The sequence below is a fragment of the Bradyrhizobium sp. HKCCYLRH3059 genome (assembly GCF_051168035.1).
Classification (GTDB): Bacteria; Pseudomonadota; Alphaproteobacteria; order Rhizobiales; family Xanthobacteraceae; genus Bradyrhizobium.
In genome coordinates this window covers 358,471-374,163 of record NZ_JBNPUF010000006.1, presented here as the reverse complement: position 1 = coordinate 374,163, position 15,693 = coordinate 358,471, and the positions used below count along the sequence as shown (strand labels likewise).

The 15,693-nt window shown below is 62.9% G+C and carries 10 protein-coding genes and 1 pseudogene; 6 read left to right on the top strand and 5 right to left on the bottom strand.

All coding sequences use genetic code 11. The annotated features are described in order from the left end of the window. Nucleotides 1-231: 231 nt before the first annotated feature. Together ACQR13_RS20845 and ACQR13_RS20840 are read left to right on the top strand one after the other, a co-directional pair. Nucleotides 232-966, top strand: a pseudogene (locus tag ACQR13_RS20845) (FkbM family methyltransferase); the annotation flags it as partial. 402 nt (nucleotides 967-1,368) lie between these two features. Next, nucleotides 1,369-1,530, top strand: a complete 162-nt coding sequence (locus ACQR13_RS20840) for a hypothetical protein (RefSeq protein WP_316225497.1) — start codon at nucleotides 1,369-1,371, stop codon at nucleotides 1,528-1,530. 83 nt (nucleotides 1,531-1,613) lie between these two features. Here ACQR13_RS20840 and ACQR13_RS20835 read toward each other — a convergent pair whose 3' ends face one another. From ACQR13_RS20835 to ACQR13_RS20825, 3 genes are all read right to left on the bottom strand, one after another. Continuing rightward, nucleotides 1,614-1,826, bottom strand: coding sequence for a hypothetical protein (locus tag ACQR13_RS20835; protein WP_315711835.1), 213 nt, complete (start codon nucleotides 1,824-1,826; stop codon nucleotides 1,614-1,616). Between the two features lie 120 nt (nucleotides 1,827-1,946). Further along, nucleotides 1,947-2,420 carry a hypothetical protein gene (locus ACQR13_RS20830; RefSeq protein WP_315827573.1) on the bottom strand — a complete coding sequence of 158 codons (474 nt, stop codon included), beginning with the start codon at nucleotides 2,418-2,420 and terminating at the stop codon, nucleotides 1,947-1,949. 148 nt (nucleotides 2,421-2,568) lie between these two features. Further along, on the bottom strand, nucleotides 2,569-4,605 hold the full coding sequence (locus tag ACQR13_RS20825; protein WP_434863149.1) for an acyltransferase family protein: 2,037 nt from the start codon (nucleotides 4,603-4,605) through the stop codon (nucleotides 2,569-2,571). A 1,138-nt stretch (nucleotides 4,606-5,743) separates the two neighbouring features. Between ACQR13_RS20825 and ACQR13_RS20820 the strand changes: the two genes are divergently transcribed. Both ACQR13_RS20820 and ACQR13_RS20815 read left to right on the top strand, forming a co-directional pair. Further along, complete coding sequence (locus ACQR13_RS20820) at nucleotides 5,744-5,899, top strand: hypothetical protein (protein ID WP_315738062.1); 156 nt, start codon at nucleotides 5,744-5,746, stop codon at nucleotides 5,897-5,899. 266 nt (nucleotides 5,900-6,165) lie between these two features. Further along, nucleotides 6,166-6,441: a hypothetical protein gene (locus ACQR13_RS20815; RefSeq protein WP_315751081.1), complete on the top strand. Its 276-nt coding sequence runs from the start codon at nucleotides 6,166-6,168 to the stop codon at nucleotides 6,439-6,441. 84 nt (nucleotides 6,442-6,525) lie between these two features. On the opposite strand, the gene ACQR13_RS20810 is transcribed toward ACQR13_RS20815, so the two are convergent. Next, nucleotides 6,526-6,885 (bottom strand): PRC-barrel domain-containing protein, encoded by a 360-nt coding sequence (locus ACQR13_RS20810; RefSeq protein ID WP_315827632.1) that lies wholly within the window; start codon nucleotides 6,883-6,885, stop codon nucleotides 6,526-6,528. A 476-nt stretch (nucleotides 6,886-7,361) separates the two neighbouring features. Here ACQR13_RS20810 and ACQR13_RS20805 point away from each other — a divergent pair, with 476 nt between their 5' ends. Continuing rightward, nucleotides 7,362-8,375 (top strand): SDR family oxidoreductase, encoded by a 1,014-nt coding sequence (locus ACQR13_RS20805; protein ID WP_316225501.1) that lies wholly within the window; start codon nucleotides 7,362-7,364, stop codon nucleotides 8,373-8,375. Nucleotides 8,376-8,546: 171 nt separating this feature from the next. Here the strand turns inward: ACQR13_RS20805 and ACQR13_RS20800 are convergent, their stop codons facing one another. Then, the gene (locus ACQR13_RS20800) at nucleotides 8,547-8,738 is read right to left on the bottom strand and encodes a hypothetical protein (RefSeq protein ID WP_315711826.1); all 192 of its coding nucleotides are present in this window, start codon (nucleotides 8,736-8,738) and stop codon (nucleotides 8,547-8,549) included. Nucleotides 8,739-9,422: 684 nt separating this feature from the next. Between ACQR13_RS20800 and ACQR13_RS20795 the strand changes: the two genes are divergently transcribed. Beyond that, nucleotides 9,423-15,683, top strand: coding sequence for a HAMP domain-containing protein (locus ACQR13_RS20795; RefSeq protein WP_434841211.1), 6,261 nt, complete (start codon nucleotides 9,423-9,425; stop codon nucleotides 15,681-15,683). Nucleotides 15,684-15,693 lie beyond the last annotated feature (10 nt).

Sequence of the window (15,693 nt, the reverse complement as noted above, 5' to 3'; positions counted from 1 at the left end):
TAGGTATCAGTTAAATAGCTGCGAACGTTCGATGTTTCGTGCTCTAACCTATGGATTTCTACTCCGCGGGTTGCAGGTTCGAGTCCTGCTGGGATCGCCAGTCGCCACGCCAGCGCCATCTTGGCGCCCCGCCACTCGTCCATTTTGAAACATTGCCGTGAACGACAGGGCGTGCGCACCCGAGCTCGCCCTCGTTTGGCGGGCGCGTAGCCATGGCGTTGGGGGGCTCGGTTGGCGAAACATGAGGCATCCCGGTTTCTGGTCAGAATCCTGCGGTCCCGATTCCGCGACCACAAGACGGAGCTGTCCGAGTTGCAGCGTCACATCCGGCGCGGCGACATCGTCTGCGACATCGGCGCCAACAAGGGCAGTTTTCTCTACTGGCTGGCACGGTGGTCGGCGCCGGGGCGGGTCGTCGCCTTCGAGCCCCAGCCGGATCTTGCCGAACGATTGGCACGGCTCTGCTCCCGGTTCTCGCTCGACAATGTCGTCGTCGAACCGCGCGCCGTCTATTCGTGCTCCAGCAGGAAAACCCTGTTCGTTCCCGAAGGGCATCAGCCCGGAGCTTCGCTGCTCCGGCCCGCCGAGACCTCGAAGGCGATCCAGGTGCAGACGACGTCGCTGGACGACTATCTCCCTGACACCGCAAACGTCTCTGCGATCAAGATCGACGTCGAGGGTGCCGAACTCGACGTACTGCGCGGCGCCGAGCGCACCTTGCGCCGATGCCGGCCGTTGATCGTGGTCGAGTGCGACCGCCGCCTAGCGACGCTCGACAGGGTGAAGGAGACATTCTTGCTCCTGCGGGGTCTCGGCTATCGGGGCCAATTCCTGAGCCGCGGGAGATTGCTTCCGTTGTCTGCCTTCGACCCGGAAATCCATCAGCGCGCCGATGGCGAATGGTTCTGGAAGCGGAAGGACTATTGCAACAACTTCATCTTCAGGAGCGTGCGCGCGCCGACGTCCTGTGACCACGAAGCTTTCCTGGCACCGATCGAAACCACTTCGCCGGGCGCACGAAGTCGTCCTGAAACAGTCCCCCGGCACGTTGCCAAGCATCACATCGACTGATGGGGGTTACCGATGTCCACGTTGCTGAGCTTTATTTTCGAATCCTATTGCCTGAGCTGCCGGGCGATGTTTCCGGAGCTTGATACCGGTCAGTCGACCGTCGCTGAGTAGCGCGCGCCGAGCGGCCGGACTCTCGACCCGAGGTTCAGCCGCGCGGACCCAGCGGTTCTGCTTTGGCTGTTCGCCTGCAACGCAGGATGCCTCGCGTGCATTAAGCTTTCCTCTTCAGCTTAACGCCAGCTTCCATTTGACGCCGACGCCCTTCATCCGCCACGTGCTGGGCGATGGAGTTGAACCATGTTCGAACTAGCCATTTTGACTGCAATCTGTTTCATCGCCGCCGTCGCCCTCAGGATCATTTACCAGCGGCGCCAGGATGTCCTGTACGGCCCCTACATTATCGATGTCTCGTGGCCGACGGCGCTCCCCGACGACCGCGTCGAAACGTCGTCATCCTGAGCCTGGACGCACTCCCGGAATGCTCTCGCACAAGCCGTCGCGATCACGCCAGGGAAGAGTGGCGGTGCGCCCGACGCCCGATTTCAGAAGCCGATGCGCCCGCCAGAATCGTTGAGCAGCGCATCGAGCCGGTCCGGGCTCATGCTTTGTCCGCCCGGCATCTCGATGCTGACGCAGGCGGCGCCGAGACGCAGATAGGCATTGGCCGTCAGCAGCGCGTCCTGCGCGCTGCGGCACCTGATGGTGGCGATCGCGCTGGCGCTTTCGGCCCGTACGGTGAAGGACGCTGCGGCCATGAAGAACTGGCTCATCTGTAAGCGGCGGCTGAAATGAAGCCGAAGCTTATTCAGAGGAGCCCGACGGTATCATTGAGGTGGATCAAAGCAGCCAGCCGAAGACTTCGCTAAGCGCCCCCCTCAGCTTCGGTTCAGCGACAGGCTGATGCGGGTGACGATGCCGTCCCAAGCGCGCTCCCAGACCCGGGGGTAGTTGATCAGCACGCAATGCACGTAGCCGCCAACGAAGTTGCAGCGATTGTACCAGACATAGTCGCCCTTGTAGCTCGACACCGCGAAGAATCGCGAGGTGACGCGCTTGTATTGAATATTCGGCGGAGGGTTCTTCCTGGCAAGGAACCGCGCAGGTGACTCCCGCGCGTTATTCGATACCGACTGCACGGTCAGATTGGCGCGGCCGTCGGCAGTCTGGAAGCGTTGGCCGTAGCCCTCGGGTTGGCCCGCCGTGTCGCTGAAGATCGAGACCGGAATGTCGACCGATGTGCCGGTCTCCGGGATCCTATAGGTGTTCCAGCGAACCGATTGGGCCGTCGCGGCGGTGCTCCAGCAGGCGGCGCACGCAAGCACTGCCATCGCCTTGATGATCGGATTCATGTGTGTCGTCCCGAACGGCTTGAGAACGCGATGACGTTGGATCACTTTCGCGGCCGCGCGAAGGCAATGTCCGACATCAACGGCAGGCGAACGCACGACACCCGCCGAAGTTCATGGCTCCCGCAGGTCCCGTGCTCGATCGCTTCCATCATTGAACGCGGGAGGGGGTGAGGTTCCGGGTTGCCGCCGGACCGTCACCAGCCATGAGCTCGTTCGTTCCGGTCTCGGAGGGCTGCTCCAGCCTTCGCAAGAAGGCATCCAGTTGCGGCGCGAGTTGCGAGACGACGAACCTCGAGCCTTCCGGGGTGAAATGGATGGTATCCCAGACGATCGGGGTTTCCGCGTCAATCGTCAGCGGACAACGCCTCTTGCTGCAAATCGTGTCGAGAATCGAAACGTATTGAACGAGCGGATACGCGCGGGCGATCTCTCTCAGACGATCGTCCGCCTCGAACGACGCATCTTTCGGCACCAGCGAATTGCCGATCGGGACGTGCGTCTGCTCATGGTTGAACAACGTCGAAGCCAAGGGAACTGGAAACTCGATCGAGGGACCGAGCAGCAGAACGGGAACGCCCGTTTCCTGAGCGACCGCCAGCAGCGCGTTCAAATAACCGTCGACGCGCCGTGCGGGAGGCCGGCCATAGGTTTCGAGATAGGCGCGCCAATTGCCGGAAAGAATGATGGCGTCAAAGCGGTGCGCCTTGATCTGATCGCGCAGCAGCTGATTGACGTCGTTACAGTTTCGCGAGCTGCTCAGCTTGAGCTCGACGAACGGCGGGCAGCCCCCTGACGTGAGCTGCAGAAGATGGTAGGCATCGGACGACAGGTAGCTGCGCAACGCCCAGGCATAATGCGCGGCAAGGCTGTCGCCGGCGAGCAGAATGTTGCGCTTGTTCGCAGCCGGTTTCAGGCACGCCTCGAAATCGTAGGCCGATGCCGGCTCATCGGGCTGCAAGAAGCAGCTGTGCGCACGATAGAACGGCTCCATCGTCCGGGAATCGTACCGGAGCATTCGTGCCTGTGATTGCGGGAAGCGATCGGCGTAGCCGTCATGCGCGACGCCGTGAACTCCGACCGCGACCATGACGGCGGCAATGCCCGCGATCACCGGGGAGCCACGCACGCCACCCCATACCGTTCGTGCGCGCGCAGGCCGCTCGACGATGACGTAGGACAGATAGGCCAGCAGCAGCGAGCACAGCAGGAGTCCAACCGTAGCTGCCGCCGAGGTCGCCACATCCAGCGGCAGCGCGGCCCTGCCGAGGACGAAAACCGGCCAGTGCCAAAGATAGAGCGAGTAGGACAAACGGCCGAGGAATGCTCCGAGCTCACTGAATGGCAGCCCGGGTCTGCCCTTCTCCTGATTGAACGCGACGATGTAGACCGCAGCACCGACACAGGGGACCAGCGCGTGCAATCCCGGGAAGCGGGTCTCTGCGCGGAAGATGACCACGGCAAGCAGCATGGAGACCATGCCCGCGGCCGCGAAGGCCAGGCGCGTCACGCTTCCAACCGGCGACCATCGATGCAGGAAAAACGCAATGCTTCCGATCAGGAACTCCCAGGCCCGCAGCGGGGCGATGTAGAAGGCGGTCGAGGGCGATTGCTTGATCCAAAGCTCGTCGAGCACACACAGCGCGATCGTTCCGAGGATGACCAGCCCGAGCGACGGCTTCGACGTTGGATCGGGAAACAGCCGGCTCCAGAGCCAAGTCACGACCGGAAACAGGAAGTAGAACTGCTCCTCCACCGACAATGACCAGGTGTGGATGAGAACCTTCCCGATCGTTGGTAGATCGAAATAGCCGGTCTGCGACCAGAAGAAGACGTTCGACGAAAACAGCACCGTGGAGATCGCGCTTCCGAAGAACATTCGGTAGTCGCCTGGAGGCGCCAAGAACCACGCGACCATCCCGGTGACGACGATCATCAAATAGAGCGCCGGAAGCAGCCGCCTCGCCCTCCGTTCGTAGAACTCAATGAAGGAAAACGAATCGGATTGAATGCCCGTCCAAATGAGCCGGGAGATCACATAACCGGAGATGACGAAGAAGAGGTCGACGCCGACAAACCCACCGCCAAAGCCCGGCAGCTCGTAATGAAATCCAATGACCGAAACCACGGCTACGGCGCGCAGCCAATCGATGTCCGGCCGGTATTCCAAAACCTTTGTGCGCGTCATGCTGGCAGCCTGGGCGGGCCGTTCGCCCTAACAGGTTACCTGCTGACATGTTCCAAAATGAATTGCAACGTTCAGAAACACACGGAAATACCGTTGTTGGTTGGTGTATCCGAATTGCCGCACCGCCTCAGGAGCCCATCACGCGGGGATGCTGGAGGATAGCGGGCACGCCCGGCGCCCATTCCGCCTGCGGCGTCATCCGCTTCGCATCGGCAGGATTGGCGATCGGTCGCGACATCCCGGTACTGACATGGGGACGGTGATCGAGAGCTCGACAGAGCAGCGAGAACGCGCAGCATCCGTCCAGGCCCACCTTGCGAGCAAGCCAGATCCATGCGCCGCGCTCGCGCGCGCTGCCCAACGCAGCCTTCGACCCGACGGCCGCTCGGGTGTCGGTAACTGCTCAACCTTGGGCCTTCTCTTCTTGCTCAAGCCTAGCAACGCGCCTTCATCACCGAGGGCGGGCATGCCACGCGCGCTTCCTCCATCATGATTCATGAACTGCCCATCATGCTGGCGCCTCAACTGGGCTCGACACGAGACGCCCGTGCGATCCCCGCTCGATGATGGTGGGGCTGTTGTATGATCAGCACACCCGCCAGCGAGATTTCAGCGACCCGCTTCCGTCGTCACCACCCACATGATACCAGTCATGCCAAAGAACCCGGCGAGCGAGTGGCGACATCGCCATAGCCGTTAACACCTCGCCACAAATTGGCCGAGGTCGAGGTGAGCTGCCTCTATACTTCGAGTTGCTTTTGCAACCGCATTGGCGCCGTGGCCCGGACGGTGCTCATCGGCACCGGGCCGCACAGGCTGAGCACGTTCAAACCGCCTCCCTGAAGGAATTAAGCTTAAAAACGTGCGGCGCCGCTTCTCCGCAACCTGGCAACTTCTTTCAACAGCCGAGACGTGCAACAATACTGCACGCAACTAATATCAACCTCAGATTTAATTTACTGATCATTTACTTTCCGCAACTTTGCCCCAAAAACTGCACGATGCTGGGTTCCTCTTTCACAATTAGAACTCTTCTGGGACTCTACAAAAACCACCTCCCAGAAACGGGATCTAACAACCTCGGATATACTTTTCATAACTCACTCTCCGTCTTCGTTTCGCGTACAGAGGTCCCACAATGACAACACTCATCAAGGCTCTCCCGACCCATCTCGAAGAGACCCGTATCGACTCCGAGAAGCTGCGCACGATCCTGATGCTCTGCGGCGCCACGGCGTTTGGCTTCATTCTCCACGCCACCTACGGTCTCGATCTCAGCTACGCCTTCTTCTGATTTGATTAGTCCACTGGTCGCGGGCTGGCGACTCTTCATTGCCGGACGCGATCGGCGTCGGTCCCGACTCGCGGGGTTATTGAACAGCCCCGCGCGTCGCCTTTTCGAAGCGCTACGCCCCACGCGAAGAATATGGCAGATGCCGTCAATCACAGGCTTGATCGTGCTTTTGCACAGCCTCGCCGCGCCGCTCCCACAATTCCGCCGCGACGACGCGACACGCTGAGGGTGTTGAGAATTGCGGTTGCTTGAGGACGAGTAGCGTCATGCGTTCACCAGTATATGATCTCTATCAGATGAAGCAGGATCGCCTGCCGAAGGGAGCCCGTTCGGCATGGCTGAGGACAAGGCCGAATGAGCCGCCCCCCACCGCCGATGACTGGGTCTTCGTCGGCAAGGAACGGCATCCGAGCCGGTGGACGGTCGCAGAGATGAATGAAAAAGGCACCTGCTACCGCGAGATTCCGATCTGGCTATCGAGCCGCCGCAGCATGATGGCTGGATCGGCGGCCGAAAACGGCGCTCAGCCGCCGGCCGCCTGAGATTTCATCGGGGGTCGCGGACAAGGCCGCGATACGCGACGTTCGTCGGCATCCTCGCCAGCGCAATGAACGAGGGCGGCGGTCCTAAGCGAGTTGGACGCCGTAATAGTCGTCGACCTTGCGCCCCGCCCCGGCATCCCCCCAGTCCCACTCGCGCTCGTCGGAATATTTCGGCGCGCCCCGCAGCTGGTTCTCGGTCACGCCGGTAACGTAGCCGCCGAGTCGCGTGTCGTACTTCAGGGATTGCCAGGGCAACGGGTAGTGATCATTGCCAAGCCCGAGGAAACCGCCGAAGCCCAGGACGGCATACGAGACCCGCCCGCTGAGCTTGTCGATCATCACGCGTTCGATGGTGCCGATCTTGGTGTCGTCGGCGCCATAGACGGCCGTGCCTTCGACCTTGTCGCTTCCAATCAGGTTGCCATATTCGCGTTCATCGAGCATCGATGTCACGTGATCCTCCCGGTGCTAATGGATCGATAACGTTCGGCCGTCACCGGCCGTTCCCAAGGGCCTGAAGGGCTCTCAGTCACTCGCCGACGGGTTACTGTCCTGCTCGGGATGACGTGTCGCCTCGCGGGACGGAGCATCGGGAGATGTGGTCCTATGAACCTGCTGCGCACGCTCCTTGTCGGCGGGCTGATCCTCCCCGCGTCCTGTCCTGACGATGCCTTGGCCTTGCTGCGCCATCGGATGGCTCTCCTTGGTTGGTGATCCACGAAGGGCGTCGGATTGGATAGTGCCGACGCCACTCCGATTCGATCGAAAACGACGCCGGCCGCGCCTGTTCGTTCCTCCCTGAGCCAACAGGCCGCAGAGCCGACCAGTGCATCTGGCGCGCGACACGGTGCTTTCAGCGATCCAAATGAAACGTTGGTGGTCTCAGGCCGTTGACCACGTCCCTCGAGAGGAGACACCGCATGGCAGGCGATCGCACAACGTCGATGTCCCGCCGCGAGATGGTCGGAGGCACCGCAACACTTGCGGCCGCATCGCTGACCTCGGCAACAGCGAAAGGACGCGAGACGATGGCCGCAAATTCAATCCCGCCCGAACCGCTCGTCGACCCCAAGGACAAATATCCGAAGCCGCCGTTCGAACACCAGTCGCAGCCCTGGCCGGGTCTTGCGAGCAAGATGTCGCCGCGGCCGGATCACGGTGAAACCAGCTACAAGGGTTCCGGGCGTCTCGCCGGGCGCAAGGCGCTGATCACTGGAGGCGATTCCGGCATGGGACGCGCGGCCGCCATCGCCTATGCGCGGGAAGGGGCCGACGTCGCGATCAACTACTACCCGACCGAGGAGCCGGATGCGCAGGAGGTCATCGCGTTGATCGAGGCCGAGGGGCGGAAGGCCGTCGCCATCCCCGGCGATCTGCGCGACGAGGAGTTCTGCCGGCGGCTGGTGCAACAGGCCGTCGAAGCGCTGGGCGGACTCGACATCGTCGTCAACAACGCCGCGCGGCAGCAGGCACGCCAGTCGATCCTGGACGTCTCGTCCGAAGATTTCGACGCGACGATGAAAACCAATATCTATGCCCCGTTCTGGATCATCAAGGCCGCCCTGCCCCATCTGAAGCCGGGATCGGTCATCATCGGCACTTCATCCGAGCAGGCCTACGATCCCTCTCCCGACCTCTATGACTACGCGCAGACCAAGGCGGCGACCATGAACTACGTGAAGTCCCTGGCCAAACAGCTCGGGCCGAAGGGCATTCGCGTGAACGCCGTCGCTCCCGGGCCGATCTGGACGCCCCTTCAGGTCTCAGGCGGGGCCACTATGGAGAAACTCGAAAAATTTGGTGGTCAGACTCCACTCGGTCGTCCTGGCCAGCCGGTGGAGCTTGGATCGATCTACGTCCAGTTGGCCGCTGCGGACGCGAGCTACGCCAACGGGCAGGTCTATGGATCTTCGGGAGGGTCCGGGCAGCCCTGAAGCCGCCCGCCTCGCTCAAATGCGGGTGACAGGCTGCGGAAGCGAATACGCTTCCGTATGCACCTGACGGATCGTTGTGAACGCAGCGACAGCCGACGCCAAGCTGAACGCAGTCAGTAGCGCAATGAGAATCGTTCGTGGGGTCATCGGACGCTCCTGCATTCTAATTGGTTACTCGTGCCGCGCAGCCTTCGGCTCGCCGAGCGGCGCAATCTCGCCGTCGAGCCAGTCCTGCTGGAGGGCGAGCGCATTCCAGCCCTGGGCCATGCGCCGATAGCGCCGGAAGGCCGGCTCTTCCTGCGTGCGCTCCGCAAGCTGGAGGCAGTTGTCCGCGTTCTCTCTGAAAAGATCTGATTGTTTCATACAAATTTAGCTGGTGGGCGCCGCGCGCCGATGCAATCGTGTTACACGATATTAATGATCATGGAACTGTCGGCAGTTCTCTATCGAAAGCGGGGAGCAGTACGTTCTGTTCCAAGTTGCAAGATGGTCGTGAGACCGAGCATCACAACGCTCTGCCGTGGTTTGCTGACTCTCTGACCTCTTCCCCTTCGGGATCGCGGCGCAGCCCTGGACTGCATTGTCATCCCGCGCTCCGAACAACGAGGTCCCCGCTGCACCCGCTACTTGCTGCGCTGCGGTCGGAGCGTTGCGGAACTGGCGGGCGCATCGCCCGTCGCTCCCGGGCCGCGGGACTTGGCGGTGGACGACCATGAAGGCGGCCACGACACTGAGTTGAGAATCGTGCTTCTCGTAACCCCTCGGCACGACCAGCGAAGGCTAATCTCTGGCTTGGTTCCGGAAAGGAATGGCTCATCCTCGCAAGAGAGAAAAAGAATTCTGGAACGTTCCGCCTGGAGTGGAGTTGAGCCATTTGTGCCGGCAAATGCCGGTTCCATCAGCCGGAGAAATCGGCCTCCCGACTTGATTTGATTAGTTGCCGCGGCTTCTATGCCGCCCGTCATAAGTGTCTCAGATTCTTGATGGTAGACGATTCTGACTTGGGGGAACTTGATGAGCGATGATGCTGCTGCCGGTGCGATGCCCATGCGCCAGGGGTTCGGTCGCCACGGCAACGGAGTCGAGGCGGCCGATGCCAGCCAGGATCTGCTCCGCGTCCTCCAGGCCATGCGTTCCGGAGATTTCTCCGTGCGCATGAGCGGCGACTATCTCGGCATCGACGGCAAAATCGCTGACACGTTCAACGAGATCATTGCAGCCAACGAGCGGATGGCGCAGCAGCTCGAGCGCGTCGGCCAGGTCGTGGGACGCGAGGGAAAGACGCGCCAGCGCGTGCGGTTCGGCATCGCCAGCGGCTCCTGGGCGGATATGGAGAGCTCGATCAACACGTTGATCGACGATCTTCTATGGCCCACGCGCGAGGTGACTCGCGCGGTCGCCGCCGTGGCCCAAGGCGACCTCCTGCAGACCGTGAAGCTGGATGTCGATGGCCGGCCTCTGGGCGGCGAGTTCCTGCAGTCGGCGACCATCGTCAATACGATGATCAAGCAGCTCAGCGTCTTCACGTCCGAAGTGACCCGCGTGGCGCGCGAGGTCGGCACCGAGGGCAAGCTCGGCGGACAGGCCCAGGTTCCCGAAGTCACGGGCGTCTGGAAGGACCTGACCGAGAGCGTCAACTCGATGGCCAACAACCTCACCGGCCAGGTCCGCAATATCGCGGAGGTGACGATCGCGGTTGCCAATGGCGACCTGTCGAAGAAGATCACGGTCGACGTGCGTGGTGAAATTCTGCAGTTGAAGGAGGCGATCAACACGATGGTCGACCAGCTGCGCTCGTTCGCGTCGGAGGTGACGCGCGTGGCCCGCGAGGTCGGCACCGACGGCAAGCTCGGCGGTCAGGCCATCGTTCCCGGCGTTGCCGGCACCTGGAAGGACCTCACCGACTCCGTCAACGCGATGTGCGGCAACCTCACCGCTCAGGTCCGCAACATCGCCAACGTCACCACTGCGGTCGCCCGCGGTGACCTGTCACGCAAGATCACGGTCGATGTGCGCGGTGAGATCCTGGAGCTGAAGGACACCATCAACACGATGGTCGACCAGCTCAACGCCTTCGCATCCGAGGTGACGCGCGTGGCGCGCGAGGTCGGCACCGAGGGCAAGCTCGGCGGCCAGGCGCAGGTGCCGGGCGTTGCCGGCACCTGGAAGGATCTCACCGACAACGTGAACTTCATGGCGTCGAACCTGACGGCACAGGTCCGCAACATCGCCGACGTCGCGACCGCCATCGCCAGCGGCGATCTATCAAAGAAGATCACGGTCAACGTCTCCGGCGAGATCCTTCAATTGAAGGAGACGCTGAACACGATGGTCGACCAGCTCAATGCGTTCGCCGGCGAGGTCACGCGCGTGGCGCGCGAGGTGGGCACCGACGGTCGGCTCGGCGGCCAAGCCAACGTGCTCGGCGTTGCCGGCACCTGGAAGGATCTCACCGAGAGCGTCAACTCGATGGCGTCGAACCTGACGGCGCAGGTCCGCAACATCGCCGAGGTGACGACCGCCGTCGCCAACGGCGACCTGTCGAAGAAGATCACCGTCGACGTGCGCGGCGAGATCCTGGAGCTGAAGGACACCATCAACACGATGGTCGACCAGCTCAACGCGTTCGCCGGCGAGGTGACCCGCGTCGCCCGCGAGGTCGGCACCGAGGGCAAGCTCGGCGGGCAGGCCATGGTGCGCGGAGTCGCGGGCACCTGGAAGGACCTGACCGACAGCGTCAACTCGATGGCCTCGAACCTGACCGGACAGGTCCGCAACATCGCGGAGGTCGCCACCGCCGTCGCCAAGGGCGACCTGTCGAAGAAGATCACGGTCAACGTCTCCGGCGAGATCCTTCAGCTGAAGGAGACGCTGAACACGATGGTCGACCAGCTCAACGCCTTCGCCGGTGAGGTGACGCGCGTGGCGCGCGAGGTCGGCACCGACGGCAAGCTCGGCGGCCAGGCCGAGGTGCCCGGTGTGGCCGGCACATGGAAGGACCTCACCGACAGCGTCAACTCGATGGCCGGCAATCTGACGGCGCAGGTGCGCAACATCGCCGAGGTGGCGACGGCCATCGCCGGCGGCGACCTGTCGCGCAAGATCACGGTCGACGTGCGCGGCGAGATCCTGAGTCTCAAAGAGACGCTGAACACGATGGTCGATCAGCTCAACCGCTTCGCGGGCGAGGTGACGCGCGTCGCCCGCGAGGTCGGCACCGAGGGCCGGCTCGGCGGCCAGGCCAACGTGCCCGGCGTCGCCGGCACCTGGAAGGATCTCACCGACAGCGTCAACTCGATGGCCGGCAATCTGACGGCGCAGGTCCGCAACATCGCCGAGGTGACCACGGCGGTGGCGCGCGGCGACCTGTCGCGCAAGATCACCGTCGATGTGAAGGGCGAGATCCTGGAGCTGAAGAACACCATCAACACCATGGTCGATCAGCTCAACGCCTTCGCATCGGAGGTGACGCGCGTGGCACGCGAGGTCGGCACCGAAGGCAAGCTGGGCGGCCAAGCCGAGGTGCCCGAAGTCGCAGGTACCTGGAAGGACCTCACCGACAGCGTCAACTTCATGGCCTCGAACCTGACCGCGCAGGTCCGCAACATCGCCGAGGTCGCGACCGCGATCGCCGGGGGCGACCTGTCGAAGAAGATCACGGTCGACGTGCGCGGCGAGATCCTGCTGCTCAAGGACACCCTGAACACGATGGTGGAGCAGTTGCGCTCGTTCGCGGCCGAAGTGACGCGGGTCGCGCGCGAGGTCGGCACCGAGGGCCGGTTGGGCGGTCAGGCCGTTGTGCCCGGCGTCGGCGGCACCTGGAAGGATTTGACCGACAACGTCAACCTGCTCGCGGCCAATCTGACCACGCAGGTCCGCAACATCGCCGAGGTGACCACGGCAGTGGCGCGCGGCGACCTGTCGCGCAAGATCACCGTCGACGTGAAGGGCGAGATCCTGGAGCTGAAGAACACCATCAACACCATGGTCGATCAGCTCAACGCCTTCGCCGGCGAGGTGACGCGCGTGGCACGCGAGGTCGGCACCGAAGGCAAGCTCGGCGGACAGGCGCAGGTGCCGGGCGTTGCCGGCACCTGGAAAGACCTCACCGATACCGTCAACTTCATGGCCGCGAACCTGACCGAGCAGGTCCGCGGCATCGTCAAGGTCGTGACCGCCGTCGCCAACGGCGATCTCAAGCAGAATCTCACGGTCAAATCGAAGGGCGAGGTCGCAGCGCTCGCCGACACCATCAACAACATGACGGAGACGCTGGCGACCTTCGCCGACCAAGTGACGAGCGTGGCCCGCGAGGTCGGCGTCGAGGGCCGGCTCGGCGGCCAGGCCAACGTGCCCGGCGCGGCCGGCACGTGGAAGGACCTGACCGGCAACGTCAACCTGCTCGCGGCCAACCTGACGTCCCAGGTGCGCGCCATTGCCGAGGTCGCGACCGCCGTGACCAAGGGCGATCTCACCCGCTCCATCCAGGTCGATGCCCGCGGCGAGGTGGCCGAGCTCAAAGACAACATCAATACGATGATCACCAATCTGAGGCTCACCACCGACCTCAACACCGAGCAGGACTGGCTCAAGACGAACCTCGCCAAGTTCACCAACATGCTGCAGGGCCAGCGCGACCTGACCACCGTCGGCCGCCTGCTGCTGACCGAGCTGACGCCACTGGTGAACGCTCACCGCGGTGTGATCTACCAGGTCGAGACCGAGTCCGCGCCACAGCTGCGCCTGCTCGCCTCATACGCCGATGACGGCATCTATCCTCACCGGACGCACGTCCAGTTCGGTGAGGGGCTGATCGGGCAATGCGCGATCGACAAACGCCAGCGGCTGGTCTCGGAGATACCATCCGACGTCATCCCCGTGGGCTCCGCCCTGCTCCGCGCCGTCCCTAAGAACCTCGTGGTGCTGCCGGTGTTGTTCGAGAACCAGGTCAAGGCGGTGATCGAGCTGGCGTCGCTCAGTCCGTTCACGACGTCGCAGATGACGTTCCTCGAGCAGCTCACCGACTCCATCGGCATCGTGCTCAATTCGATCGAAGCCACGATGCAGACCGAGGGACTGCTGAAGCAGTCGCAGCAGCTCGCCGCGGAGCTTCAGACCCAGCAGCGCGAGCTGCAACAGACCAACGAGCAGCTCGAGCAGAAGGCGCAACAGCTCGCCGAGCGCAACGTCGAGGTCGAGCGCAAGAACCAGGAGATCGAGCAGGCCCGCCGCGCGCTCGAGGAAAAGGCGACCGAGCTCGCGCTGACGTCCAAGTACAAGTCCGAGTTCCTCGCCAACATGTCGCACGAGCTGCGCACGCCGCTCAACAGTATCCTGATCCTCGGCCAGCAGCTGACCGAGAATCCGGACGGCAATCTCACCCTCAAGCAGGTCGAGTTCGCCCGCACCATCCATGGCGCCGGCACCGATCTGCTCAATCTGATCAGCGACATCCTCGATCTCTCGAAGATCGAGTCCGGCACCGTGACGGTCGATGCCGAGGAGATCCTCACCACCAACCTCCTGGAGACCGTGGGGCGTCCGTTCCGCCACGAGGCGGAAAATCGCCTGCTCGCCTTCAACATCGACGTCGACCCGAACCTTGCGCGTAGCATCGTCACGGATTCCAAGCGCTTGCAGCAGGTGCTGAAGAATCTGCTCTCGAACGCCTTCAAGTTCACCGCCGAAGGAGGGGTGCGCTTGAAGGTGTCTGCGGCGCTCGGCGGATGGAGCGCAGAACATCCGGTGCTCAACACGGCACCGGCCGTGATCGCGTTCGAAGTCTCGGACACCGGCATCGGCATTCCGCAAGACAAGCAGAAGCTGATCTTCGAGGCGTTCCAGCAGGCGGATGCCGGCACGAGCCGCAAATATGGTGGCACTGGTCTCGGGCTCGCGATCAGCCGCGAGCTCGCCAACCTCCTGGGCGGCGAGATCCACCTCAAGAGCGCCCCCGGCAAGGGCAGCACCTTCACGCTGTATCTGCCGCTCAAATATTCAGGTCCCGCAACGGCGCCGCGCGTCAGTCCGGCATCGCCCGTTCCCTACGTTCAACCTCCAGCCCTACAGCAAGCGGCCGCGCCAGAGCGCGGTATCGAGCCCCCGCCGGACGATCGTCTCGATCTCGAACCCGGCGATACGATCCTGCTCGTGGTCGAGGACGATCCACACTACGCGCGCGTCCTGATCGACCTCGCGCGCGACAGGGGCTTCAAGGTCCTGACCGCCAGCCGCGGCGCCGAGGCGCTGGATCTCGCCAAACAGTATCAACCGGCCGCGATCTCTCTCGACGTCTTCCTGCCGGACATGCTCGGCTGGACCGTTCTGAGCCAGCTCAAGCATAATCCGCTGACGCGGCACATCCCGGTGCAGATCATCACGCTCGACGAAGACCGCCAGCACGCTTTGGCGCGTGGGGCCTTCTCCTTCGTCAGCAAGCCCACGACAACGGAAGGCGTCAGCGCGGCCCTGTCGCAGATCAAGGAATACGCGAAGCCGCGACGCAAGCGGCTGCTGATCGTGGAGGACAACGCGGCCGAGCAGCTCAGCATCCGCCAGCTGTTGGATCACGACGACATCGAGATCATCGCGGCGGATACGGGAGCTGCGGCGCTCGAGATGCTGCGCAGCGCACCGTGCGACTGCGTGGTTCTCGATCTGCGGCTGCCCGACATGAGCGGGTTCGACGTGCTCGATCAATTGCGCTCAGACGAGTTCTTGTCGAGCGTTCCGGTGGTCGTCTTCACCGGACGGGAATTGTCGGCCGAAGAGGATGCGGAACTGCATACGATGGCGCGGAGCATCGTCGTCAAGGGCGTGGAATCGCCGGAGCGGCTGCTCGACGAGACGTCGTTGTTCCTTCACCGCGTGATCACGGAACTGCCGCTCGAGAAGCAGCGCATGCTCGAGAAGCTGAACAGTTCCGACGAGGATCTGATCGGCAAGACGGTGCTGCTGGTCGACGACGACGCCCGCAACATCTTTGCTCTCTCCAGTGTGCTGGAACGCCGCGGCATGAAAGTGCTGACGGCCACCACCGGCAGCGAAGCGATCGACCTGGTGCAGAGCAATCCCGCGATCGCGATCGTCCTCATGGACATCATGATGCCGCAGATGGATGGTTATCAGACGATCGGCGTCATTAGGCAAAACCCCGCCTTCGTCCGGCTCCCCATCATCGCGTTGACCGCGAAAGCCATGAAGGGAGACCGCGAAAAGTGTCTCGAAGCTGGCGCCTCCGATTATCTGGCAAAACCCGTCAACACCGAGCAGCTGCTTCTTGCGATCCGCATGTGGCTGCACCGCTGAACGGCTCATC